The organism is Streptomyces sp. NBC_01317 (assembly GCF_035961655.1).
In the GTDB taxonomy this organism is placed as follows: Bacteria; Actinomycetota; Actinomycetes; order Streptomycetales; family Streptomycetaceae; genus Streptomyces.
The window spans coordinates 771,075-793,846 of sequence record NZ_CP108393.1 but is presented as its reverse complement, the minus strand read 5'-3'; the positions used below and the strand labels follow the sequence as shown (position 1 = coordinate 793,846).

Annotated in this window: 21 protein-coding genes; 9 read left to right on the top strand and 12 right to left on the bottom strand. The window is 71.6% G+C overall.

All coding sequences use genetic code 11. The features are described 5' to 3' along the window. Positions 1 to 56 precede the first annotated feature (56 nt). Positions 57 to 869, top strand: coding sequence for an SAM-dependent methyltransferase (locus OG349_RS03275; RefSeq protein WP_327233131.1), 813 nt, complete (start codon positions 57 to 59; stop codon positions 867 to 869). Continuing rightward, positions 866 to 3,040: a putative bifunctional diguanylate cyclase/phosphodiesterase gene (locus OG349_RS03270; protein WP_327233130.1), complete on the top strand. Its 2,175-nt coding sequence runs from the start codon at positions 866 to 868 to the stop codon at positions 3,038 to 3,040. Before OG349_RS03275 ends, OG349_RS03270 begins: the two co-directional genes overlap by 4 nt. Positions 3,041 to 3,124: 84 nt before the next feature. On the opposite strand, the gene OG349_RS03265 is transcribed toward OG349_RS03270, so the two are convergent. After that, a complete protein-coding gene (locus OG349_RS03265; protein ID WP_327233129.1) occupies positions 3,125 to 4,039 on the bottom strand; it encodes a LysR family transcriptional regulator in 915 nt (304 codons plus the stop codon). Positions 4,040 to 4,121: 82 nt separating this feature from the next. Here OG349_RS03265 and OG349_RS03260 point away from each other — a divergent pair, with 82 nt between their 5' ends. From OG349_RS03260 to OG349_RS03250, 3 genes are read left to right on the top strand one after another with little or no spacing between them, the layout of a single operon-like run. Continuing rightward, complete coding sequence (locus OG349_RS03260; protein ID WP_327233128.1) at positions 4,122 to 4,829, top strand: succinate dehydrogenase; 708 nt, start codon at positions 4,122 to 4,124, stop codon at positions 4,827 to 4,829. A 16-nt stretch (positions 4,830 to 4,845) separates the two neighbouring features. Beyond that, positions 4,846 to 6,795, top strand: a complete 1,950-nt coding sequence (locus OG349_RS03255; protein WP_327238421.1) for a fumarate reductase/succinate dehydrogenase flavoprotein subunit — start codon at positions 4,846 to 4,848, stop codon at positions 6,793 to 6,795. Continuing rightward, the gene (locus OG349_RS03250) at positions 6,792 to 7,538 is read left to right on the top strand and encodes a succinate dehydrogenase/fumarate reductase iron-sulfur subunit (RefSeq protein WP_327233127.1); all 747 of its coding nucleotides are present in this window, start codon (positions 6,792 to 6,794) and stop codon (positions 7,536 to 7,538) included. Before OG349_RS03255 ends, OG349_RS03250 begins: the two co-directional genes overlap by 4 nt. 9 nt (positions 7,539 to 7,547) lie before the next feature. Here the strand turns inward: OG349_RS03250 and OG349_RS03245 are convergent, their stop codons facing one another. Beyond that, positions 7,548 to 8,564 carry an LLM class flavin-dependent oxidoreductase gene (locus OG349_RS03245; RefSeq protein WP_327233126.1) on the bottom strand — a complete coding sequence of 339 codons (1,017 nt, stop codon included), beginning with the start codon at positions 8,562 to 8,564 and terminating at the stop codon, positions 7,548 to 7,550. A 60-nt stretch (positions 8,565 to 8,624) separates the two neighbouring features. Here OG349_RS03245 and OG349_RS03240 point away from each other — a divergent pair, with 60 nt between their 5' ends. Then, the gene (locus tag OG349_RS03240; protein WP_327233125.1) at positions 8,625 to 9,146 is read left to right on the top strand and encodes a phosphatase domain-containing protein; all 522 of its coding nucleotides are present in this window, start codon (positions 8,625 to 8,627) and stop codon (positions 9,144 to 9,146) included. Positions 9,147 to 9,186: 40 nt separating this feature from the next. Here OG349_RS03240 and OG349_RS03235 read toward each other — a convergent pair whose 3' ends face one another. From OG349_RS03235 to OG349_RS03210, 6 genes are all read right to left on the bottom strand, one after another. Beyond that, entirely contained in the window at positions 9,187 to 9,411 is a 225-nt protein-coding gene (locus OG349_RS03235; RefSeq protein ID WP_327233124.1) for a dodecin, read from the bottom strand. A gap of 116 nt (positions 9,412 to 9,527) precedes the next feature. Further along, entirely contained in the window at positions 9,528 to 10,523 is a 996-nt protein-coding gene (dhaK, locus tag OG349_RS03230; RefSeq protein WP_327233123.1) for a dihydroxyacetone kinase subunit DhaK, read from the bottom strand. Positions 10,524 to 10,608: 85 nt separating this feature from the next. Then, positions 10,609 to 11,259, bottom strand: coding sequence for a dihydroxyacetone kinase subunit DhaL (gene dhaL, locus OG349_RS03225; protein WP_327233122.1), 651 nt, complete (start codon positions 11,257 to 11,259; stop codon positions 10,609 to 10,611). Positions 11,260 to 11,282: 23 nt separating this feature from the next. Beyond that, positions 11,283 to 12,089 (bottom strand): HAD-IA family hydrolase, encoded by an 807-nt coding sequence (locus OG349_RS03220; protein ID WP_327233121.1) that lies wholly within the window; start codon positions 12,087 to 12,089, stop codon positions 11,283 to 11,285. A gap of 5 nt (positions 12,090 to 12,094) precedes the next feature. After that, entirely contained in the window at positions 12,095 to 12,955 is an 861-nt protein-coding gene (locus tag OG349_RS03215; protein WP_327233120.1) for a class II fructose-bisphosphate aldolase, read from the bottom strand. 163 nt (positions 12,956 to 13,118) lie between these two features. Beyond that, positions 13,119 to 14,915, bottom strand: a complete 1,797-nt coding sequence (locus tag OG349_RS03210; RefSeq protein WP_327233119.1) for a response regulator — start codon at positions 14,913 to 14,915, stop codon at positions 13,119 to 13,121. A 279-nt stretch (positions 14,916 to 15,194) separates the two neighbouring features. Between OG349_RS03210 and OG349_RS03205 the strand changes: the two genes are divergently transcribed. The 3 genes from OG349_RS03205 to OG349_RS03195 all read left to right on the top strand — a co-directional run bounded on the left by OG349_RS03205 (position 15,195) and on the right by OG349_RS03195 (position 18,505). Further along, complete coding sequence (locus OG349_RS03205; protein WP_327233118.1) at positions 15,195 to 16,445, top strand: extracellular solute-binding protein; 1,251 nt, start codon at positions 15,195 to 15,197, stop codon at positions 16,443 to 16,445. Positions 16,446 to 16,646: 201 nt separating this feature from the next. Then, the gene (locus tag OG349_RS03200; RefSeq protein WP_327233117.1) at positions 16,647 to 17,546 is read left to right on the top strand and encodes a GNAT family N-acetyltransferase; all 900 of its coding nucleotides are present in this window, start codon (positions 16,647 to 16,649) and stop codon (positions 17,544 to 17,546) included. Then, complete coding sequence (locus OG349_RS03195; RefSeq protein ID WP_327233116.1) at positions 17,543 to 18,505, top strand: lysophospholipid acyltransferase family protein; 963 nt, start codon at positions 17,543 to 17,545, stop codon at positions 18,503 to 18,505. The genes OG349_RS03200 and OG349_RS03195 overlap by 4 nt, the downstream gene beginning before the upstream one ends. Here OG349_RS03195 and egtD read toward each other — a convergent pair. Genes egtD through egtA form a run of 4 tightly spaced genes read right to left on the bottom strand, consistent with a single transcriptional unit; the run spans position 18,400 to position 22,692 of the window. Continuing rightward, positions 18,400 to 19,362 carry an L-histidine N(alpha)-methyltransferase gene (gene egtD / locus OG349_RS03190; RefSeq protein ID WP_327233115.1) on the bottom strand — a complete coding sequence of 321 codons (963 nt, stop codon included), beginning with the start codon at positions 19,360 to 19,362 and terminating at the stop codon, positions 18,400 to 18,402. The two genes, OG349_RS03195 and egtD, sit on opposite strands and share 106 nt — an antisense overlap. Further along, entirely contained in the window at positions 19,359 to 20,114 is a 756-nt protein-coding gene (gene egtC / locus OG349_RS03185; protein ID WP_327233114.1) for an ergothioneine biosynthesis protein EgtC, read from the bottom strand. Before egtC ends, egtD begins: the two co-directional genes overlap by 4 nt. Then, positions 20,114 to 21,421, bottom strand: coding sequence for an ergothioneine biosynthesis protein EgtB (gene egtB / locus OG349_RS03180; RefSeq protein WP_327233113.1), 1,308 nt, complete (start codon positions 21,419 to 21,421; stop codon positions 20,114 to 20,116). The genes egtC and egtB overlap by 1 nt, the downstream gene beginning before the upstream one ends. Continuing rightward, entirely contained in the window at positions 21,418 to 22,692 is a 1,275-nt protein-coding gene (gene egtA, locus OG349_RS03175; RefSeq protein WP_327233112.1) for an ergothioneine biosynthesis glutamate--cysteine ligase EgtA, read from the bottom strand. Before egtA ends, egtB begins: the two co-directional genes overlap by 4 nt. Between the last annotated feature and the right edge of the window lie 80 nt (positions 22,693 to 22,772).

Below are 22,772 nucleotides of genomic sequence, written 5' to 3'. Positions count from 1 at the left end.
TCGAACAACCGGCCATGTACATGGCCGTGACCCCGTGGCGACTGTTGGAGACATCGATGGAGCGTCCCGCCTGGGCCCCGCAGGGCATCGACATATCGGTGCCGAGCGTTTCCCGCATTTACGACTACTATCTGGGCGGTTCGCACAATTTCGAGGTGGACAGGGACGCCGCGCGCAAGGCAATGGAGTTCATGCCGGGGCTGCCCAAGATCATGAAGGCGAACCGCGCGTTCATGCGCCGCGCGGTCAAATTCGCCCTGGACAACGGTGTCGACCAGTTCCTCGACATCGGCTCCGGCATTCCGACCTACGGGAATGTCCATGAAGTCGCCCAGGCCGCCGACCCCGCCGCCCGGGTGCTCTACGTCGACCACGACCCGGTCGCGGTCGCCCACAGCCAGGCCGTCCTCACCGGGGTCGACCACGCCGCCGTCGTGAGCGCGGACCTCCGCAAGCCCGCCCAGATCCTCACCAGCCGCGAAGCCGCCGGACTGCTCGACCTGGACCGGCCGGTGGCCCTGCTCCTCGTCGCCGTCCTGCACTTCCTGGAGGACGCGGACGACCCGTACGGCGCGGTCGCCGAGCTGCGGGACGCCCTCGCGCCGGGCAGCCTGATCGTCCTCACCCACGCCTCGTACGAAGGCATCCCGGTCCCCAAGGAGCAGGCGGGCGGCGCCGTCGGCGTCTACCGCACCATCCGCAACCCGCTGGTGATGCGGTCGCAGGAGGAGACGGCCCGGTTCTTCGACGGGTTCGAGATGGTCGAACCCGGCCTCGTGGCCATGCCCGACTGGCGCCCCGACAGCCCCGCCGACCAGGAGGATCCGTACGCCTACTCGGGCTTCGCCGGAGTGGGACGCAAGGCGTGATGATGCCGGCGCAGGAGACAGCGGGAGCCACGTCGGACCCGGACGGCCTGGAGGACAGACTCAGACGGCTGGCGACGATCTGGAGCCGGGCGATCTTCCCGGCCAGCGCGACGTCGCTGACCCGGACCGAGTTCGAGGCGCTCCTCCTCCCGCTCGCACGGGAGTTGAGCGGCGCGCTGCGCGCGCGCCACTTCGACCCCGCGCCCGCCGGAGGCGTCGGCGCGGCCCTGGTCGCGGCGCACTGCACGGACCCCGAGGCCCTCGGCCGTACGCTCGGCGTCGTCGACGCGTACCTGGTGCTCTACTGCGGTACGGAGACGCTGCCCGCCGACGAGGCCCGGGCCCGGTGCGCCCGGCTCCAGCACGCGCTGGCCGCCGGGTTCGCCCAGGCGCTGCGCGAGCGGACCCTCGCCGAGCAGGAGGCCATCGCGCGCTCGGCCCTCACCGCCCGCAGCCACGCCGAGCAGGCGCTGCACGCCACCGAGGTCCGGTTCCGCGCGGTCTTCGACGACGCCGCCATCGGCATAGGCATCGCCGACCTCGACGGCAACATGCTGGAGGTCAACGACACCCTCATCCAGATGTTCGGCGGGCTCGAACACCACGTCCGCAGCCGCAACGTGAGCGAGTGGGTCCACCCGGAGGACGTCCCCCAGGTCTGGCGCATGTACGGCGAGCTGGTGCGCGGCGAGCGGGAGCACTTCCGCTGCGAGAAGCCCTTCTACCGCAACGACGGCACGGTCCTCTGGACCAACCTGACCGTCTCGCTGCTCCGGGACGCGGAGGGCGCGCCGCAGTACCAGCTCGCGCTGATGGAGGACACCACCGAGCGCCGGCTGCTCAACCTGCGGCTGCGCTACGAGGCCACGCACGACGCCCTGACCGGACTGCCCAACAGGACCCTGTTCTTCGAGCGTCTGGAGAAGACCCTCGCCGCGCCGGACGGGAGCCGCTTCGGGCTCTGCTACCTCGACCTCGACGGCTTCAAGGCCATCAACGACAGCCTCGGCCACTCGGCGGGCGACCGGCTGCTGGTCGAGGTCGCGGACCGGCTCCAGAGCTGTGCCACGGCCCCGGGCGAGATGGTGGCGCGGATCGGCGGCGACGAGTTCGTGGCGCTGACCACCGGACACGCCTCGTGCGGCGAGGTGGCCGACCTCGCCTCCCGTATCCTCGGCGTGCTCGCCACCCCGATCCGGCTCGACGGCCGGGAGTTCACGGTCCGGGGCAGCATCGGCATCGTGGAGGGCCCGGTCGCCGGGCGCGCCCCCGCCGAGGTCCTGAGGAGCGCGGACATCACCATGTACCGCGCCAAGGCGGCGGGCGGCAACCGCTTCGAGCTGGCCGACGCCGAGGCCGACGCGCGCGCGATCACCCGGCACGGGCTGACCACCGCGCTGCCCGCGGCCCTGGAGCGCGGCGAGTTCTTCATCGAGTACCAGCCATTGGTGCACCTGGACGACGGTACGGTCCACGGCGCGGAGGCGCTGGTGCGCTGGCTGCACCCGCAGCACGGCATCCTCGGGCCCGACCGGTTCATCCCGCTCGCCGAGCACACCGGGCTGATCGTGCCGCTCGGCCGCTGGGTGCTCGAACAGTCCGTACGGCAGGCCAAGGAGTGGCAGGACCAGCTGCCCGAGGGGGCCGTCGGCCGGCCGCTGCGCATCAACGTGAACCTCTCGCCCACCCAGCTCCACCATCCGGGGCTGGTCGCCGAGACGGTCGAGGTGCTGGAGCGGATCGGCCTGGCGCCGGGGGCGCTCTGCCTGGAGGTCACCGAGTCGGCGCTGATCGGTGCCGACGAGGACCTGCTCAAGCCGCTGCGCCAACTCGCCGAGATGGGCGTGGACATCGCGCTGGACGACTTCGGGACCGGCTACTCGAACCTGGCGAACCTGCGCAGGCTGCCGGTGAGCGTGCTCAAGCTGGATCGTTCTTTCACGCAGGGCATGCAGCAGCATCCGGCGGACCCGGTCGACCTGAAGATCGTCGAGGGGATCGTCTCGCTCGCGCACAGCCTCGACCTGGCGGTGACGGTGGAGGGCGTGGAGACCGGCGCGCAGGCGGACCATCTGCGCCGGCTGGGCTGCGACACCGCGCAGGGCTGGTTCTACGCGCGCCCGGGACCGCCGGAGCATCTGCACCGCCTGTCGCTGCTGGACGCGGTCTAGAGGCGTTCCGGAGGCGCTCCAGAGGCGTTCTACGCGCGGGGGCCGGAGTCCGGACCCCGCCCCCGGGGCTCCGCCGGACACGCCCTAGCGCGACGCGGCGGTCCCGGCGGACATCCGGGCTCCCGTACGGGTGGAGAGCAGGACCCGTTCCAGCTCCCGGGCCGCCCGGGGCGGCGCCACGTCGCTGCGGTGGGCGAGGGCGACCGTACGGCTCAGTCCCGGCCGCGCGAGCGGCGTGACCCGCAGCTCGCGGGTCCGCCCGGCGACCATGCTCGGGACGACGGCGACCCCGAGACCGGCCCGTACGAAGCCCAGGACCGCGTCCATCTCGCCGCCCTCGACGACGAACGACGGCTCGAACCCCTCGGCCCGGCAGGCGGCCACGGTCAGGTCGCGCAGGTCGTAGCCGTGCCGGAACATCACCAGCGGCTGGTCCGCCAGATCGGCGATCCGCAGCGGCCTGCGCGGCGGGGGCGCGGACGCCGAGGAGACCACGACCAGGTCCTCGTGAAGCAGCTCGACGGTGGTCAGCGCGGGGGAGGGGGCCGGCAGCGGCAGGACCACCAGCGCCAGATCGAGGTCGCCGCGGGCCAGCGCCCGTACCAGATCGTGCGAGCCGTTCTCCTCGATCAGCAGCTCGATGCCCGGATGCAGCTCGTGGAAGGCCAGCAGCACCTCGGGCAGCAGGCCGGTGCAGAGGCTGGGCGGGGCGCCCAGCCTGACCCGGCCCCGCCGCAGCTGGGCCAGCTCCTGGACCTCCAGACGGGCCGTCTCGGAGTCGGCCAGGATCCGCCGGGCGAGCGGCAGCAGCGCCTCGCCGGCGTCGGTCAGCGTGACATTGCCCCGGGCCCGGCTGAACAGCTCGGCGCCCAGCTCCTTCTCCAGCGCCCTGATCTGCTGCGACAGGGACGGCTGGGACACGTGGACCCGCTCGGCGGCGCGGGTGAAGTGCCTGGTCTCGGCGACGGCGACGAAGTAGAGCAACTGCTGGAACTGCATCCACTCATCATAGGCGCACCCTATGGACATGAGCCGGACCATGTCTTGGACCTCTGGTCGCGGCGCCCCTACCGTCAGGTACATGGCTCTGGCAACGCGGACGGACCGGCGCGCGTCCCTGCCGCGCACCCTCTGGGGATCGACGGTGGGCAAGAAAGTGATCATGGCCGTCAGCGGCCTGTTCATGCTCGCCTATCTCGTCGCGCACATGTACGGCAACCTCAAGATCTTCTTCGGCCTGGACTCCTTCAACGGATACGCGCACTGGCTGCGGACCATCGGTGAACCCGTCCTGCACTACGAGTGGGCGCTGTGGGGCCTGCGGATCGGCCTGGTCGCCGCCGTCGTCCTGCACGCCGTCTGCGCCTACCAGCTGAGCCGCCGGGACCGCGCGGCCCGGCCCACCAAGTACGTGCACAAGCGGCGGCGCGCCAGCTATGCCACCCGCACCATGCGCTGGGGCGGGATCATCCTCGCGCTGTTCATCGTCTGGCACATCCTCGACCTGACCACCGGCACGGTGCACTCCGGCGGCTTCCAGCAGGGCCGTCCGTACCAGAACGTCGTCGACACCTTCTCGACTTGGTACGGCAACACGATCTACATCGTCGCGATGCTGGCGCTCGGACTGCACGTCCGGCACGGGTTCTGGAGCGCCGCCCAGACCCTCGGCCTGGGCAGCCCCACCCGCGAACGGATCCTCAAGGCGTCGGCCGACGTCCTGGCCGTGGTGCTGACCGCCGGATTCATCGCCGTACCCATAGGCGTCATGAGCGGGGTCGTGAGCTGACATGAACGGAGCCGACATGCAGGACTACACCGACTACACCACCGGCGAGCCCGTCGCCGACACCACCGCCCCCGGCGGACCCGTCGCCGAGCGCTGGAACCGCCGCCGCTTCGAGGCGAAGCTCGTCAACCCCGCCAACCGCCGCAAGCACACCGTCATCGTCGTCGGTACGGGGCTGGCCGGCGGCGCCGCCGGAGCCACCCTCGCCGAACAGGGCTACCACGTCGTCCAGTTCTGCTACCAGGACTCCCCGCGCCGCGCCCACTCCATCGCCGCGCAGGGCGGCATCAACGCCGCCAAGAACTACCGCAACGACGGCGACTCCGTCCGGCGGCTCTTCTACGACACGGTCAAGGGCGGCGACTTCCGGGCGCGCGAGTCCAACGTCCACCGGCTCGCCGAGGTCTCCGTCGAGATCATCGACCAGTGTGTCGCGCAGGGTGTGCCCTTCGCCCGTGAGTACGGCGGCCTCCTCGACACCCGCTCCTTCGGCGGCGTCCAGGTCTCCCGTACCTTCTACGCCCGGGGCCAGACAGGACAGCAACTGCTCCTCGGCGCCTACCAGGCACTGTCCCGGCAGATCGCGGCCGGGGCCGTCGAGATGCACCCCCGCACCGAGATGCTCGACCTGATCGTCGTGGACGGACGGGCGCGCGGCATCGTCGCCCGCGACCTGATCACCGGCACGGTCTCCACCTACTTCGCCGACGCCGTCGTCCTCGCCACCGGCGGCTACGGCAACGTCTTCTACCTCTCCACCAACGCCAAGAACAGCAACGCCACCGCCGCCTGGCGCGCCCACCGGCGCGGCGCGTACTTCGCCAACCCCTGCTTCACCCAGATCCACCCCACCTGCATCCCGCGCTCCGGCGAGCACCAGTCCAAGCTGACGCTGATGAGCGAGTCCCTGCGCAACGACGGCCGCATCTGGGTCCCCCAGGCCCGCGGCGACACCCGGCCGCCCGGACAGATCCCCGAGGACGAGCGCGACTACTACCTGGAGCGGATCTATCCCGCCTTCGGCAACCTCGTCCCGCGCGACATCGCCTCCCGCGCCGCGAAGAACGTCTGCGACGAGGGCCGCGGGGTCGGCCCCGGCGGCCAGGGGGTCTATCTCGACTTCGCCGACGCCATCGCCCGGCTCGGCCGCAAGGCCGTCGAGGAGAGGTACGGCAACCTCTTCGAGATGTACGAGCGCATCACCGCCGAGGACCCGTACCAGGTGCCGATGCGCATCTACCCGGCCATCCACTACACGATGGGCGGACTGTGGGTCGACTACGACCTCCAGACCACCCTGCCGGGCCTGTTCGCGATCGGCGAGGCCAACTTCTCGGACCACGGGGCCAACCGGCTCGGCGCGTCCGCGCTGATGCAGGGCCTCGCCGACGGCTACTTCGTCCTGCCGGCCACCGTCAACGACTACCTGGGCCGCAACCCGCACCTCGACCCGGTGGACGACTCCCACCCGGTGGCCGTCGAGGCCGTCGCCGACACCGAGGACCGGCTGCGCCTGCTGCTGGCCGTCGACGGCGACCGTACGCCCGACTCCTTCCACAAGGAGATCGGCGAACTGCTCTGGGACCACTGCGGAATGGCCCGTACGGAAGAGGGCCTGCGCAAGGCGCTCGGCCGGATCCCGCAGATCCGCGAGGAGTTCTGGCGCCGCATCAAGGTGCCGGGCTCCGGCGAGGAGTTCAACCAGTCGCTGGAGAAGGCCAACCGCATCGTCGACTACCTCGAACTCGCCGAGCTGATGTGCCTCGACGCCCTGCACCGCGCGGAGTCCTGCGGCGGGCACTTCCGCGAGGAGTCGCAGACGGAGGGCGGCGAGGCGGCGCGCCGCGACGAGGAGTTCTCGTACGCGGCGGCCTGGGAGTTCACCGGGACCGGCGCCGCGCCCGTCCTGCACAAGGAAGACCTCGTCTTCGAGTACGTCCACCCCACCCAGCGGAGCTACGCATGAAGCTCACCCTGCGCGTCTGGCGCCAGCACGACGCCGACGCCCCCGGCGCGATGGTCACCTACGAGATCGACAGGATCTCCGAGGACATGTCGTTCCTGGAGATGCTCGACACCCTCAACGAGGAGCTGATCCTCAAGGGCGACGAGCCGGTCGCCTTCGACCACGACTGCCGTGAGGGCATCTGCGGCGCCTGCGGGGTCGTCATCAACGGCGACGCCCACGGCCCGGAGCGCACCACCACCTGCCAACTGCACATGAGGCACTTCGCCGACGGCGACACCATCGACGTCGAGCCGTGGCGGGCCGGCGCGTTCCCGGTGGTCAAGGACCTGGTGGTGGACCGGTCGGCGTTTGACCGGATCATCGGCGCGGGCGGCTACATCACCGCCCCCACCGGCTCGGCCCCCGACGCCCACGCCACCCCCGTCCCCAAGCCCGACGCCGACTTCGCCTTCGAACACGCGGAGTGCATCGGCTGCGGAGCGTGTGTGGCGGCCTGCCCGAACGGCTCGGCGATGCTCTTCACCTCCGCCAAGATCAACCACCTGAACGTCCTGCCCCAGGGCGCCCCGGAACGGGAGACCCGGGTCCTGGACATGGTGGCGACGATGGACGAGGAGGGCTTCGGCGGCTGCACCCTGGCCGGCGAATGCGCCACGGCCTGCCCGAAGGGCATCCCCCTGCCGTCGATCACGGCGATGAACAAGGAATGGCTGCGGGCGACGAGGAAGGCCACGCGCTGACGCCTCCGGTCAGGTGTTCTCGCCGGTGAGCCCCAGGAGTGCGGACAGCCTTCGGTACGAGTCCAGTTGGGCGTCCAGGTCGTACGTGCTCGTGGTGACGAGGTACTCGTCCGCCTCGCTGCGGGCCAGGAGCTTCTCCAGGGACTCGGCCACGTCGTCCGGGGTGCCGTACAGGTGGCCCCTCCGGGACTCCTCGAACAGGGTCCGTTCGCGTGCGGTCATGGGTGTGGTGAGGACCGTCTCCACCGGGAGCAGCGGGGGGAACTCGCCGTGGGTACGGGACCAGGCGGCCGACCAGGCCTCGGGGAGCAGGAGCCGCCGGGCCTCCTCCGTGGTGGCCGCCACCGCGATGGTGCCGGACAGCATCACGTACGGCCGCTCGTTCCACGCGGAGGGGCGGAAGTCGCGCCGGTAGTCCGCCACCGCGCGCAGCATCGCGTCCTCACCCCGTACGGCCGCGATGACGAGCGGCAGCCCGGCCCGTGCCGCCACCGCCGCGCCCTTGCCGGTGGCCAGGACGAAGGGCGGCGGGCGCAGGCCCTCGGCGGGGTGGGCGTGGACCCGGGGGCGGGTGTCCGGCGTGCCGGAGAAGTAGCCGAGCAGCTCCTCGATCTGCGCGGGGAAGTCCTCCGCGTCCTGCTTGTCCCGGCCCAGCGCCTTCCGCACCCCGTCGGTGAAGCCGACCGACCTGCCGAGGCCCATGTCGATGCGGCCGGGAAAGAGGGATTCCAGGACGCCGAACTGCTCGGCCACGACGAGGGGCCGGTGGTTCGGCAGCATCACTCCGCCGGTCCCCACCCGGACGGTCGAGGTCGCCGCGGCGACGGCCGCGGCGAGGACCGTCGGCGCGGAACCGGCTACACCGGGCACCCCGTGGTGCTCGGAGACCCAGAAGCGGTGATAGCCCAGCGCCTCGATCTCCCGGGCGAAACGCACGGTGTCCCGCAGCGCCCGCGGGGCGTCCCTGCCCTCCCTCGTACGGGAGCGGTCCAGCACGGAGAACGGGATGTCGGGTGAGATGCTCACGTATCCATCAACACCCTCTCCCGCTGAGGATTCCCCGGGCGGATTCCCTAGGCTGACGGTGTGACGACCAAGACGACCAGGACGACCAGGACGACCAACACGCCCCGGCGGCCGGTGGCCGTGTTCGATCTGGACGGGACCCTCGCCGAGACCGGCCACCGCCAGCACTTCCTGGAGCGCACGCCCAAGGACTGGAACGGCTTCTTCGGCGCGGCGGGCCAGGACACACCACTGGACGAGGGGGTACGGCGGGCCGTCGCCGCCGCCGGGGAGTGCGACCTCCTCTACCTGACAGGACGGCCCGAACGCTGTCGCCGCGACACCCTCGCCTGGCTGGCGGCGCACGGCCTGCCCGACGGGCCGGTGCGGATGCGCCGTGACGCTGACCGGCGCCCCGCCCGTACGACCAAGCTGGAAGTCCTGCGCGAGATCGCCCGGCAGCGCGAGGTCCGCATGCTCGTCGACGACGACGAACTGGTCTGCGCCGCCGCCGAACGGGCGGGCTTCCGGGTCGTACGGGCGGACTGGGCCAGTACGTCACCGGCGTTCAAGGACGGGCAGGAGCGCGAAGGACGCACCTGAGCCCTGCGGCCGCCGCCGGTCAGGAACGGCCTTCCGGCGGTCAGGAACCGTCGTCCGCCGCGTCCAGGCGGAACCCCACCTTGAGACCCACCTGGAAGTGCTCGATCACGCCGTCCTCGATATGACCCCTGACCTCCGTCATCTCGAACCAGTCCAGGCCGTGCAGCGTCGTGGACGCACGGCTGATGGCGTTACGAATGGCGTCGTCGATGCCCTCGTGGGAGGTGCCGACGATCTCGGTGACCCGGTAGGTGTGGTTCGACATGGAGCGGTCTCCTCTGCACGCGTTCGCGGATGTCGCGGGGTGTGGTTCCACGGTGCCCCAGCGCAGGGCGCTCCGCGAGACCAGAATCTCCGCGTACCCGCTCAGCGGATCACCACTCAGAAGACGTGCACCGGGATCTCGGCGGGTGCGGCCAGCAGGTCCGCGATCTCGTCGTCCAGCCGGACCAGGGTCAGCGAGGCGCCCGCCATGTCGAGCGACGTGCAGTACTCGCCCACATAGCTGCGCCGGACGTCGACCCCGCGTTCGACCAGCTGCTTGTGGGCCTGCCCGTACACCAGGTACAGCTCACCGAGCGGGGTGCCGCCGAGGCCGTTGACCATCAGCGCCACATCGTCCCCGGACACGTACGGCAGATCCTCCACCACGGCGGTCAGCAGCTCCCCGACCAGCTCGTCCGCCGACTGGAGCTTCTCCCGGCGCCTGCCCGGCTCACCGTGGATGCCGACGCCCATCTCGATCTCGTCGTCGGGCAGGTCGAACAGCGGCGACCCCTTGGCCGGCGGGGTGCAGGCCGTCAGCGCCAGCCCCATCGTGCGGGTCACGGCGTTGACCTTCTCGCCGATCCGGTACACCTCGTCCAGGTCGGCGCCCCGCTCGGCCGCCGCCCCGCACGCCTTCATGACGAAGAAGTTGCCGGCCACCCCACGGCGTCCGACGGTGTACGTCGAGTCCTGTACGGACACGTCGTCGTCGATGAACAGCGTGCGTACGGTCACCCCGTCGGCGTCCGACAGCTCCTCCGCCATCTCGAAGGCCATACGGTCACCCGTGTAGTTGTTGACCAGCAACAGCACGCCCTTGGGGGAGGCGACCCGCTTCACCGTCTCGTACACGTAGTCGGTGGGCGGGGCGGAGAAGACGTCACCCGGACAGGCCGCGTCGAGCATGCCGGGTCCCACGCTCATCACGTGGGCCGGTTCGTGCCCGGAGCCCGAGCCCTGGACGAGCGACACCTTGTCCGCCCGGGGCGCGTCCGCGCGCATGATCAGGTTGTACTCGGGGACGTACCGGAGGGTGTCGGGATTGGCGAGGGCCAGGCCCTCCAGCATCTCCGGTACGTAGTTCTTCGGGTCGTTCACGAACTTCTTCATCAGCTGGCTCTCCTCGATCGAGTCGGGTTCTGACGTCGCGTCCCAGGACGCGACGGACGCGTCACACGCGGGGCGGACGGGCGCGTCACACGCGGGCCGCCCACTCGTCGGCGACCCGTTCCGCCATGACCGCCACGGCCATGGCCCCCGCGTCCGGGGAGCCGATGCTGCGCTCCCCGGTGTAGCTCGGCCGTCCCCGCATGGCTTGCATGGGGGTGGTCGCCTCGGCTGCCGTACGGGCGGTTTCCGCGACGACCCCGGCCAGGTCGGCTCCGTTCCCGCCGCCGCCCAGCGCCTTCTCCAGCGCGTCCGTCATCGGGATCAGGGCGTCCAGCAGGGTCTTGTCACCGAGGTCGGACCTGCCCCGCTTCTTGATGCCCTCGGCGGCGGCCCGCAGCATCGCCACGGCGTCCTCGCCGGACAGTCCGGTCAGCTCCGGCCGGTCCGAGATCGCGGCGGCCGCCCTGAGGAAGGCGGTGCCCCACAACGGGCCCGACGTCCCGCCCACCCGTTTGGAGATCACCAGGGCGATCTTCTTGAGGAAGTCCGAGGGGGAGTCGCGGTCGAAGGAGTCCCAATCGGCGAGGACGATCTCGAAGCCCCGGGCGAGTGAGTAGCCCAGGTCCCCGTCGCCTACGACGGCATCGAGATCGGAGAACGCGCGTTCGTTCTCGACGGCCGTCCTCGCGATCGTCCTGACGACAAATTCGAGGTCACTGGTGGTTGCGGTGGACATGTCTCTCCTCACCTGGCCTGACATCAGTGCGCGCCGGGCACGGCGGCGAGCAGGAATTCGAGAGCGGCGAGCCGTACGTACGGGGCGGGCCCGGCGCCGAACGGGTCGCTCAGCACCTCGGAGGCGGTCCCCGCCGGATCGGGTCCCTGGCCCGCCGGGTCCCCGAGCGACGACACGACCAGCAGGGCTCCCGTGAAGTCCTCCTCCGCCGTGTACGCGCTGGTCGTGACCGCGCAGCCCAGCCCGGCGTCCCGCGCCGCGCGCAGCCCGTTGGCACTGTCCTCGATGACGAGGGCCCGGGTGGTGTCGAGTCCGAGCCGCGCCACCGTGAGGTCGTAGATGTCGGGAGCCGGTTTCTTGCGGGGGACGATGTCGCCGGCGAACACACTGAACCGGGTGGCCAGTTCGGGGCCGACGGCCAGGTTGAGCACCCCGCGCACGGACCGCTCCGCCGAGGTCGAGGCGATGGCCAGCGTCCACCCCGCCGCGTCGGCCTCCGCCGCGATCCGCCGTACTCCAGGACGGGGCGGGATCTTCCCGCCCGCGATGATCTCCAGATAGATCTCGGTCTTGCGCCGGTGCCACCGGGCGACCTCCTCGTCGAGCAGGCGCGGATCGGCGGGCAGACCGGCCTCGGCGACGAAGGAGGGGGTCAGCAGCGTCTTCATCCGCTCCTTGCCCCCGCCGACCTTCACCTTCTCCGCGTAGTCGCTGTCGCTCCACCGCACGGGGAGGCCGAACTCCTCGAAGGTCCGGTTGAACGCGGGCAGGTGTCCGTACCGCTCGGTGTCCGCGAGGACGCCGTCACAGTCGAAGACAAGCGCGGGCACGGCACTCACCTCGCCCGGTCGGCGCTGCCGAACACCGTCATCAGCGAGCCGGCCAGGTCGATGACGTCCTGCCGTACGGACCGGAACAACGACGGCGGATCCCACTTCTGTTTTTCCTCGGCCGATTCGAGGAAGGCGAGAGAGGATTTCATGAAGGTCTCCTTGAGCGCGGTCGAGATGTTCACCTTCGCGCATCCCCGGCCGATCAGGTCACGGAACTGCTCGTCCGACATACCGCTGCCGCCGTGGAGCGCGATGGGGATCGAGCGGGCGGCGACCAGGTCGGAAACCCGCCGGAAATCCAGGACCGGCGTTTTCCGGTACGAACCGTGGGCATTCCCGATGGCGGGGGCGAAGACATCGACGTGGGTGGTGTCGAGGAATTCCAGCGCGACGGCCAGACCCTGTTGCGCGGCGGCGCTGTCGCTGCCGATTCCGTCCTCGACGCCCGTGATGGACTCGATCTCCCCCTCCACGTGCGCGCCGTGCTGCCGGGCCTCGGCGACGACCTCGACCGTCTGCCGCATGTTCTCCTCGACCGGGAGGTGCGAGGCGTCGAACAGGACGGAATTCCAGCCCCGGTCCAGGCATTCGGTGATGACCGCGCGCTCCGGGCAGTGATCCAGATGCAGGGTGACGGGCACTTCGATACCGGCTGTCATGGACGTCCACATCGTGTACAGGACGTCACTGCCGATCGATTTCACCGTCTTCACGGACGTCTGCACGATCAGGGGAGAGGATTTCTCCACCGCCGCGGCGAGCACCGCTTCCAGGGTGAGGTCGTTGAACACATTGATGGCCGGCACGCCGTAACGTTCTTTGAAGGCGCCGGACAGGATGTCGGTCAGCGGGACGACGGACACGTGAACTCCCGGGATCGGATTTTCCCCCGCGTTTCCTGTGTTTCGTTTTCTGTGTCTCCCTGTGTTTATTCAGGCTAGCTGCGGAAAGACGCCGGGTCGGCCGGGAATCCCCCCATCTCCGGGTAGGGAATCCCCCCACTCCCCGCGTCCGCGCCGACCGCTCTCAGCCGCCGTCGGAGGCCGCGCGGTGCGCCAGCGCCGTACGGTTCGGCGCCCCGGTCTTCCGCAGCACGGCCCCGACGTGCTTCTCGACCGTCTTCACCGAGATGCCGAGCGCGGTGGCGATCCGCTTGTCCGGCAGCCCGCGCTCCACCAGCGCCCGCACCTCCCGCTCCCGGCCCGTGAGGGGATCCGGAGCCGGGCGGTCACGGTCGGTGATGCTCCGCAGGACACGCTGGCTGAGCAGGACGTCACCATGGGCGGCGGCCAGCACCGCCCTGACGAGGCCCGCACCGTCCAGGTCCGAGCCCACACACCCGCGCGCACCGGCCCGCACGGCCTCCGGGAGCAGGGGGTCGCCCAGGTCGTCGGTCATCAGCAGCACCGCCGTACCGGGGCTGGCGGAGCGTACGTACGACGTCAGCCGGGCACCGTCGAGCCCCGGCATCCGCAGGTCCAGCAGGACGACGTCCGGTTCGAGGACCCGTACCGCGTCCACCACCTCACGGGCGTCCGCGATCTCCCCCACCACCTGGATCTCGGGCCCCGCCCGGTCCAGCAGCCGCACCAGACCGGCCCGTACGACAGGCCGCCGGTCGACCACCAGCACCCGCCACGGCGTCATCGCCCCCGCCGGACCGTCCTCGTCCGCCGGGGTACGGGGGATCCTGGCCCGGATCCGGGTCCCCCAGCCGGGGGTGGACTCGATGCGCAGGTCCGCGCCGAGCTGGTCCGCCCGCGCCACGATGCCGCTCAGCCCGAGCCCGCTGCGCCGTACCTCCGTGTCGCCCGGGTCAAAACCCCGTCCGTCGTCCTCCACCACCACGGCCACGTCGTCCGGGCCGTACATCACCCCCACCCGGATCAGGGCGGCTCCGGCGTGGGTGACGGCGTTGGTCAGCGCCTCCTGCACCAGGCGCAGGGCGTGCGCGGCGACCTCGGGGGACAGCTGCGGGCGCTCGCCGGTGACCACCAGATCCGTACGGACACCGGCGGTGGAGCGGACCCAGCCCAGCTCGGCACCGACGGCCTCGTCCAGCGGACGGTCCTCCAGCAGGGAGGGGCCGAGGCCGAGCACGGTCCTGCGGGTCTCGGCCAGCGCGGCCCCGGCGGCGGCCCGCGCGGCGGCCAGCCGCGCCGACTGGTCGGGCGAGCCGGGCCCGTCCATGTGCAGCAGGATCGACCCGAGCGCGCGGGCCACGGTGTCGTGGACGTCCCGGGCCACCCGGTCCCGCTCGGCGCCGACGGCGAGGCGGCGGGCCCGGTCCTCGGACTTCTGGTGCAGGCGCGCGTTGGCCAGCGCGATCGCCGCGTGTTTGGCGAAGACGTCGAGCAGGTCCACGTCCTCCTTGCCGAAGCGGGTCAGGGGATCGGTGGAGAAGACGACGCAGACCCCGATGATGTCGCCCTGCCACACGATGGGCACCCCGACCGTGGCGTGCAGGCGCTCGCGGTCCCCTGCGCCCACATGGCCGCCGGGCACGTCCCTGTACCGCTCGAAGAGCCGGGGCCCCCGGCGCGCGACCACCGCGCCCGTGACGCCCTCCCCGAGCGGGAAGACGGCGCCCTCCTGGCAGGCCACGCCCAGGTCGGCTTCCTTGCGGTAGGTGCCCGCCTTCTCATCGACCGTGCTGATCGACCCGGCGTCGGCGCCCAGCAGGCTCACGGCCCGGCTCAGGATGCGGTGCAGGAGCGGCTGGAGGGCGAACTGTCCCGCCAGGTCCTCGACTGCCCCGCTCAGGGCGTCGACCTGGGCGTTCGGCCCGGCCCGGCCGCCCGTCGGGGGGCCGGTGTCACCCATGGGCCCGGTGAGAGGTCGCCATATGTATCAGCGTATCTCCGGGCGGCCCGGGGCGCGGCTCCACACGGATGTCCGCCCAGGTCAGGGCGGGGAACGGGCGGGGTACGGGGTCGGAACGGGCGGGCACGGACGGGGTGTTCGCCCCTGTTTCGCCCCAAGGACGGGACTTGACCGCACCTTTGGTACATACCAAAATCCCAAACACCCGTGCGAGTGATGGTCGCTCGTTCCCCCCACGTCGGGCTCCTCTCCGTGTGCTCACGCCAGAAGGTGACCTACGTGAAAAACCGATGTCTCGTCAGCTCCGTCGCGCTTGTGTCCTGCGCGGCGCTCGGAGGCTGCGGATTGATGCCCGGTGGCAGTGGCTCGACCACGGTCACCGTGTGGCTGATGAAGGACAGCGTCACCGACGAGTTCCTCGACCGCTTCGTCAGCGCGTACGAGAAGGAGCATTCGTCCGTCGAACTGGACGTCAGGATCCAGGAGTGGACGGGGATCGGGGACAAGGTGCTGGCCGCGCTGGACAGCGACGACGCCCCCGACGTCATCGAGGTCGGCAACACGCAGGTCGCCCAGTACGCGGAGAGCGGCAACCTGCGCGACCTCACCCTGGAGGCGGTACGGGACCTCGGCAGCGAGGAGTGGCTGCCGGGTCTCGCCCAGCCGGGCAGCATCAACGGCGCCCAGTTCGGGATCCCCTGGTACGCGGCCAACCGCATCGTGATCTACAACAAGGAACTGTTCGCGCTCGCGGGCATCGACAAGCCCCCCAAGACCCGCGACCAGTGGATCGAGGACACCGAGGAGCTGAACGCCGGCGGCACCCAGGGCATCTACCTCGCGGGCCAGGACTGGTACACCCTCGCCGGCTTCATCTGGGACGAGGGCGGCGAACTCGCCGTCGCGAACGGCGGCGACTGGACGGGCACCGTCGACACCCCGGCCGCGCTCCGGGGCATGGCCTTCTACAAGGAACTCCAGTCGCTGGGCAACGGGCCGAAGAACTCCGACGAGGCCAAGCCGCCGCAGGCGGACGTCTTCGCCAAGGGCGATGTCGCACAGATCATCTCGACTCCCAGCTCGGCGCGGCTCATCGAGGAGCAGAACCCCGAACTCAAGGGCAAGATCGGCTTCTTCCCCATCCCGGGCAAGACCGCCGACGCGCCGGGAGCGGTCTTCACCGGCGGCTCCGACCTGATCGTCTCCAAGAACTCCCACCACCACTCGGCCGCCGCCGACGTGGTGAAGGCGCTGGCCAGTACGAAGTGGCAGACGGACCTGGCGCGGACCATGAGCTACGTGCCCAACAAGACGACCCTCGCCGGGGTCATCCGGGGCGACGCCAGTACGGCGGCGATGGCGGCGGGCGCCGCGCAGGGCCGGGCCACGCCGAACTCCCCGCAGTGGGCGAACGTCGAGGCCAAGAACCCGATCAAGCCCTACATGACGGCCGTCCTCGAAGGACAGGACCCCAAGGCGGCCGCGAAGGCGGCTTCGGAGAGCATCACGCGGGCGCTCAACTCCGGCTGAGGCCGCTCCGGCACGGCTGGGACAGGCGGGGGACAGGCGAAAGATCCGGGGCGGGGACTCCCGGCATTCAGCCGTCCCACATCCGCACTCCGCCGTGTGGTCATGTCAAATCCAGCCGGTCACGGAAGAAACAAGGTGCCGGGCCGTCGCGCGAGCGGCGGACCCCGGCACCTGCCTTCCCTACCGGCACAGGAGACTTCCATGTCCGCCGTCGTCCCCGCCCCGCTCACGCTCACCCTCCCCTCCCCGCGCGCCCCTCACCTCCCCGCCGAGGGCCCCGCGCAGACCTCCGCCCAGGCCGTCACCCGGACTCCCGTCCGGACCCTCGCCCCGGCCCCGGCGCGGGTCCCCGCCCCCGACTCCGCCCCCGCCCCCCGCTACGTCGTCACCCTCGCCCGCGACCAGCACGACGTACGGGCCGCGCAGCGCCTGCGCCACCTCGTCTTCGCCGAAGAGCTGGGCGCCCGCCTCGACGGACCCGAGCCCGGCCTGGACGGCGACGCCTTCGACGCGTACTGCGACCACCTCCTCGTACGCGAGGAGACCACCGGCGAGGTCGTCGGCACCTACCGCCTGCTGCCGCCCGACCGCGCCAGGGCCGCCGGACGCCTCTACTCCGACAGCGAGTTCGACCTCGGGCGCCTCGGCCCGATCCGCGACGACCTGGTCGAGGTCGGCCGCTCCTGCGTCCACCCCCAGCACCGCACCGGCGCCGTCATCGGCCTGATCTGGGCCGGACTCGCCCGCTACATGACCGACAGCGGTCACAACTGGCTCGCCGGCTGCTGCTCCGTACCCCTCGCCGACGGCGGCGCGCTGGCCGCCTCGACCTGGTCCACGGTCAGGGAGCGGCACCTCTCGCCCGAGGAGTACCGGGTCACCCCCCACCGCCTCTGGACCCCGGACAGCACCGCCGCCGCCACGTCCCGCGCCGAACTGCCCCCGCTGCTCCGCGGCTATCTGCGGCTCGGCGCCTGGGTGTGCGGCGCGCCCGCGCACGACCCGGAGTTCGGCGTCGCCGACCTCTACGTCCTGCTGTCGATGCGCCGCACCAACCCCCGGTACCTGAAGCACTTCCTCTCGCTCGCCCCCGCGGCATGAGCGTCTGGCTGCCCACCGCACCCTGCACCCCGCGCGCGTGCGGCACCCACCACGGCCCGGTGACCGCCGCCGCGGTGGCGGCCGTCCGGGTGGTGGCGGGCCTCTTCCTCGTCCTCGCCGGCGCCCTGCTCTCGACCCCGGTGGCGCTGCTGGGCGCCGGGGCACGGGACCGGCTCACCCGGCTCTGGGCCCGCAACGTCCTGCGCGTCTTCGGCCTGCGGATCCGGGTCGTGGGCGCGCCGCTCCCGCCGCGCGGGGCCGGGGTCCTGGTCGTGTCCAACCACATCTCCTGGCTGGACATCCCCCTCCTGGCCGCGCTCTTCCCCGGCCGGGTGCTGGCCAAGAGCGAGATACGGCAGTGGCCGGTGCTCGGGGGGATGGCCGCCCGCGGCGGCACCCTCTTCGTCGAGCGCGAGCGGCTGAGGGCCCTGCCCGAGACCGTACGGACCCTCGCCACCGCCCTCACCGAGGGCTCCCGCGTGGTCGTCTTCCCCGAGGGCTGTACGTGGTGCGGGCGCGACCAGGGGCGGTTCACCCGGGCCGTCTTCCAGTCCGCGCTGGACGCGGGCGCGCCCGTGAGGCCCGTACGGATCACTTATCGCACCCCGTCCGGGACCCCGTCGGGCGCCCCGGCCTTCGTCGGCGACGACACCCTGCCCGCGTCGCTGTGGCGGGTCGCGCGGGCCGGCGGGCTCACGGCGGAGATCACGGTCCTGCCGCTGATCCCCGCCGGGCGCCACGCCGGCCGGCGCTCACTCGCGCTGGCGGCTCAGCGGGCCGTCACCGGTGACACGGCCACCGGTGACACGCCTGCCGATCGCACGACCGCCGACACGACTGCCGGCGGCACGCCTCAGAGTGCCGTCGCCAGCGACAGCGCGAACCGTCCCTCGCTGTCGGTCCACCACTGCGTCAGCTCCATCCCCGCCGCGCTCAGCTCCGCCCGGACACCCTCCTGACGGAACTTCGCCGACACCTCCGTACGTACCTCCTCACCGGCGTCGACGTGCACCACCAGATCCAGCTCGGGGATCTTCACCGTGAGATCACGGCGGGCCCGCAGCCGCATCTCGATCCACTCGTGTTCCCTGTCCCACAGCGCCACATGCTCGAAATCGGCGGGATCGAAGTCCGCGCCCAGCTCGCGGTTCATCACCGACAGGACGTTCTTGTTGAACGCGGCCGTCACCCCCGACGCGTCGTCGTAGGCCCTGACCAGCACGGACTCGTCCTTCACCAGGTCCGTGCCGAGCAGCAGCGCGTCGCCGGGCTCCAGCAGCGAACGGACCGACGACAGGAAGGCGGCACGCTCGGCGGGCAGCAGGTTGCCGACCGTGCCGCCGAGGAACACGACCAGCCGAGGACCCGGCGTGCCGGGCAGGGTGAGACCGGCGGTGAAGTCGGCGATCAGCGCGTGCACCCGCAGCTCCGGCCGCGCGGCCAGCAGGCTCTCGGCCGCGCCGGTCAGCGCGCTCTCACTCACGTCGACCGGCACGTAGTGCAGCGGGTCCGGCAGCTCGTCGAGCAGGTGCCGGGTCTTCACGGAGGACCCGGACCCCAGCTCGATCACGGTACGGGCGCCGGTCACCTCCGCGATCTCCGCCGAGCGGTCGACCAGGATCTCCCGCTCGGCCCGGGTCGGGTAGTACTCGGGGAGCCGGGTGATCTCCTCGAACAGGTCACTGCCCCTGGCGTCGTAGAACCACTTCGGTGGCAACACCTTGGGCGTACGGGTCAGCCCTTGCAGCACATCGGCGCGCAGCGCGGCGTCGGTGGCGTCCTCGGGCAGGGTGCGGGTCAGCAGGAACGGGCTCACGGGAGGGGCTCCTTGAGGGGGGTGAGCGACACGTCGGCGCGCGTGGCCACGACCAGGGTGCGGTCGGGCACCTCGCGCCAGCGCGGATCGTCGTCGTACGGCTCCGAGGCCACCACCACGCGGTGGCCCGGTTCGGCCAGGAACCAGAGCGAGTCCCCCCAGGCCGTCGCGGCTATCCGGTCGCCGTCCGTCGCCAGCAGGTTCAGCCGGGACGCCGGAGCGGCCTTCGCCACGTCGAGGACGGTGTCGGCCAGGGCCTGGCCGATCTCGTCCCCGGTCCGCAGGCGGTGCAGGAGCAGGGCCCACACCAGTGCGGAGTCGGTGTGTGCCGGGAGCGAGAGCAGCTCCTCGGCGGGCAGTGTGCCGGCCACGCCCGCCAGGGTGGCGGGCCACCCCCCGACCGCGCCGTTGTGACTGAACAGCCAGCGGTCCGCGGCGAAGGGCGCCGCGGCGGCCTCGCCGTCCGCGCCGGGCACGGTGGCGTCCCGGACGGCCGCGAGCAGCGCGCCGGTCCTCACCACCCGCGCCAGATCGGTCAGGCCGAGGTCCGACCAGATGGGCCCGGCACGCCGGTAGCGTGCCGGGACCGGGTCACCCTCGGCGTACCAACCCACCCCGAAACCATCGGCGTTGACCGTCCCGTTGCGCTGCCGGCGCGGCTCCCACGACTGCCGGTACAGCGCGTGGGAAGGCGCGATCAGCAGTTCGCCGAGCGCCACCGGCGGTCCCAGATAGGCGACATGACGGCACATCAGACGTCCCTGGCCGTACGGAATCCCGAGAAGATCTGCCGGCGCACCGGCAGGTCCCAGTTGCGGAACGTACCCCGGCAGGCCACCGCGTCCACGGCGAACGAACCGCCGCGCAGCACCTTGTGCTCACTGCCGAAGAACACTTCGGAGTACTCGCGGTACGGGAAGGGGACAAAACCCGGGTACGGCAGGAAGTCGCTCGACGTCCACTCCCACACGTCCCCGATCAGCTGCTGGACACCCAGCGGGGACGCGCCCTTCGGGTAGCCGCCCACCGGGGCGGGCTGGAGATGGCGCTGGCCGAGGTTGGCGTGCTCCGGGGTGGGTTCGCCGTCGCCCCACGGGTAACGCAGGGTCCGCCCGGTCGCCGGGTCGTGCCGGGCCGCCTTCTCCCACTCCTCCTCGCTGGGCAGCCGCCGCCCCGCCCAGCGGGCGTACGCGTCGGCCTCGTACCAGCTCACGTGCAGCACCGGCTCGTCGGTGGGAACGGCCTCCACCACACCGAAGCGGCGGCGCAGCCACTGGCCGCCCTCCTGCCGCCAGAACAGCGGCGCCCCGATCCCGTGCTGCTGGATCTGCGCCCAGCCCTCCGGGGCCCACCAGCGTTCCTGGGCGTAGCCGCCGTCCTCGATGAAGTGGAGGTACGCGCCGTTCGTCACCGGCACCGTGTCGATGAAGAACGCGGGCACCAGACGCTGGTGCGCGGGCCGTTCGTTGTCGAGGGCCCACGGCTCCGCGGTGGTGCCCATGGTGAACCGGCCGGCCGGCACCAGGACCTCGGAGGGCAGGCCCGTGGTGTCCCCGGCGGGCGGCCGGGGAGCGGTCAGCGCGGCCGGGCCCCGGCGCAGCTGGTGCGTGATGAGCATGGTCTCGTCGTGCTGCTGCTCGTGCTGCGCGATCATCCCGAAGGCGAAGCCCGCGTCGAGCAGCGGGGCGCCGTGCAGCGGGGTGCGCTCGATGACGTCGATCACCCGGTCGCGCACATCGGCCGCGTACGCGCGCGCCTCCGCGGGCGCGAGCAGGGGCAGGGTGGGCCGTTCGGAGCGCGGGTGCTCGAAGGCGTCGTAGATGGAGTCGATGTCGGGGCGTATCGCGTCCCGGCCGCCGACGGTACGCAGCAGCCACTGCTCCTCCTGGTTGCCTATGTGGGCCAGATCCCACACCAGGGGCGACATCAGGGGCGAGTGCTGCGCGGTGAGGTCGTTGTCCTCCACGGAAGAGGTCAGCAGGGTCGTACGGTCCCGGGCCCTCGTCAGTGTGTCGACGGCGCGGCGCCGCAGCTCTTCGGAGGAGGTGTCGACGGTCATGTGAGGAGTTCCTTCCCGGTGACGGGTGCGCGCACATCGTCGGCGGGACAGCGGCCCGGCAGGACGTAGCGGTCGTGGAAAGCGGCGACGGCTGCCTGCACGGCCGGTGTGGCACCGACGCGCGGAAGTGCTTCGAGAGCGGTCGCGAAACAGGAGATCGCGGCCATGTGGAGTTCGGGGTCGCCCAGGCCGTACCGCGCGGCGTTGACCCACAGGAGATTGCCGGGCGCCGGCAGCGCGCCCGCGGTCTCCGCGAGTGACTTGACCGTGCGGTAGACGGTCTCCGCGGCCTCCGGGTCGTCGAACAGCGCGGTGGTCACCGCGAGCGGCACGATCCAGCCGTCGTCGCCGGGCTGCGCGTCGATCATCCGCAGCTCCAGGTGCCCGCGCGGCCGCGCGGGCGGGAACAGGGTGCTCAGGTGGTAGTCGAGGTCCGCACGGACCGGCGGACGCGGCAGCCCCGACCGGATCCACTCGCGGAAGGTGAGCCCGTCGGGCACGTGCCAGGGGCCCTCTTCCGCGCGGACGCACATCACGGGCGCGTCCAGGGCGTGCGCCGCCCAGGCCGCGCGCGGTTCGCGGCCGGTGACCGGCGCGGTGGTACGGGCCGGGTCCAGTTGCGTCCACATCGCCTGCCGGGTGGAGCGCCAGCCCGTCTCGCGGCCCTCGCGCAGGGGCGAGTGGGCGAAGGCGGCCACCAGGACCGCCCCCAGCAGATGGGCCAGCTGCCAGCGGCGCCCGTACCCGAGCGGTCCAGGTTCCTCGTACCCCGCGTCCAGGCACACCTGGACGGAGGCCGTGGTCCGCATCATCGCCCGCCCGGCCGTGCCGATCCGGTCGAGATACGTCTCCATGGCGTCGTACCGCGGCTCGCGCAGGAACCTGTCCGGTGAGCGCCAGGGGTCCTGTCCGTATCCGGCGAGGGCCAGTCCCGCCCCGCGGAGCACGGGGCGTACGGCGTCGAGGTCCGCGGACGCGGAGGCGATGCACTCCATCAAAGAGGAGGCGGGCTGCGAGCTGAGTTCCAGCTGGCCGCCGGGTTCGAAGGTCAGTGCCGACTCCAGAGGCAGCTCCCGCAGGCTCCGGAAGGCCGCTTCGAGGCGGCCGGTGGGCACAGGTCGTTCAGGGTCACGCAGGTCGTGGACAAGCCATTCGAGCTCCACCCCCACCTTCCGGGGCGGGCCCGTCTTGAAGCAGATACCGCGCAACAGGTCTTCGGCCTCTGTCTCGCCGAGGGTTTGCCCGTCGTCGGTCGAACAGTCGGACGGCATGGTCGGATCCTCCTGTCGAAGATCTTGACCGGACTCCGCCCCGGGTTCGGGGCGAAGCACTCCGGTCCAACCTAAAGCCA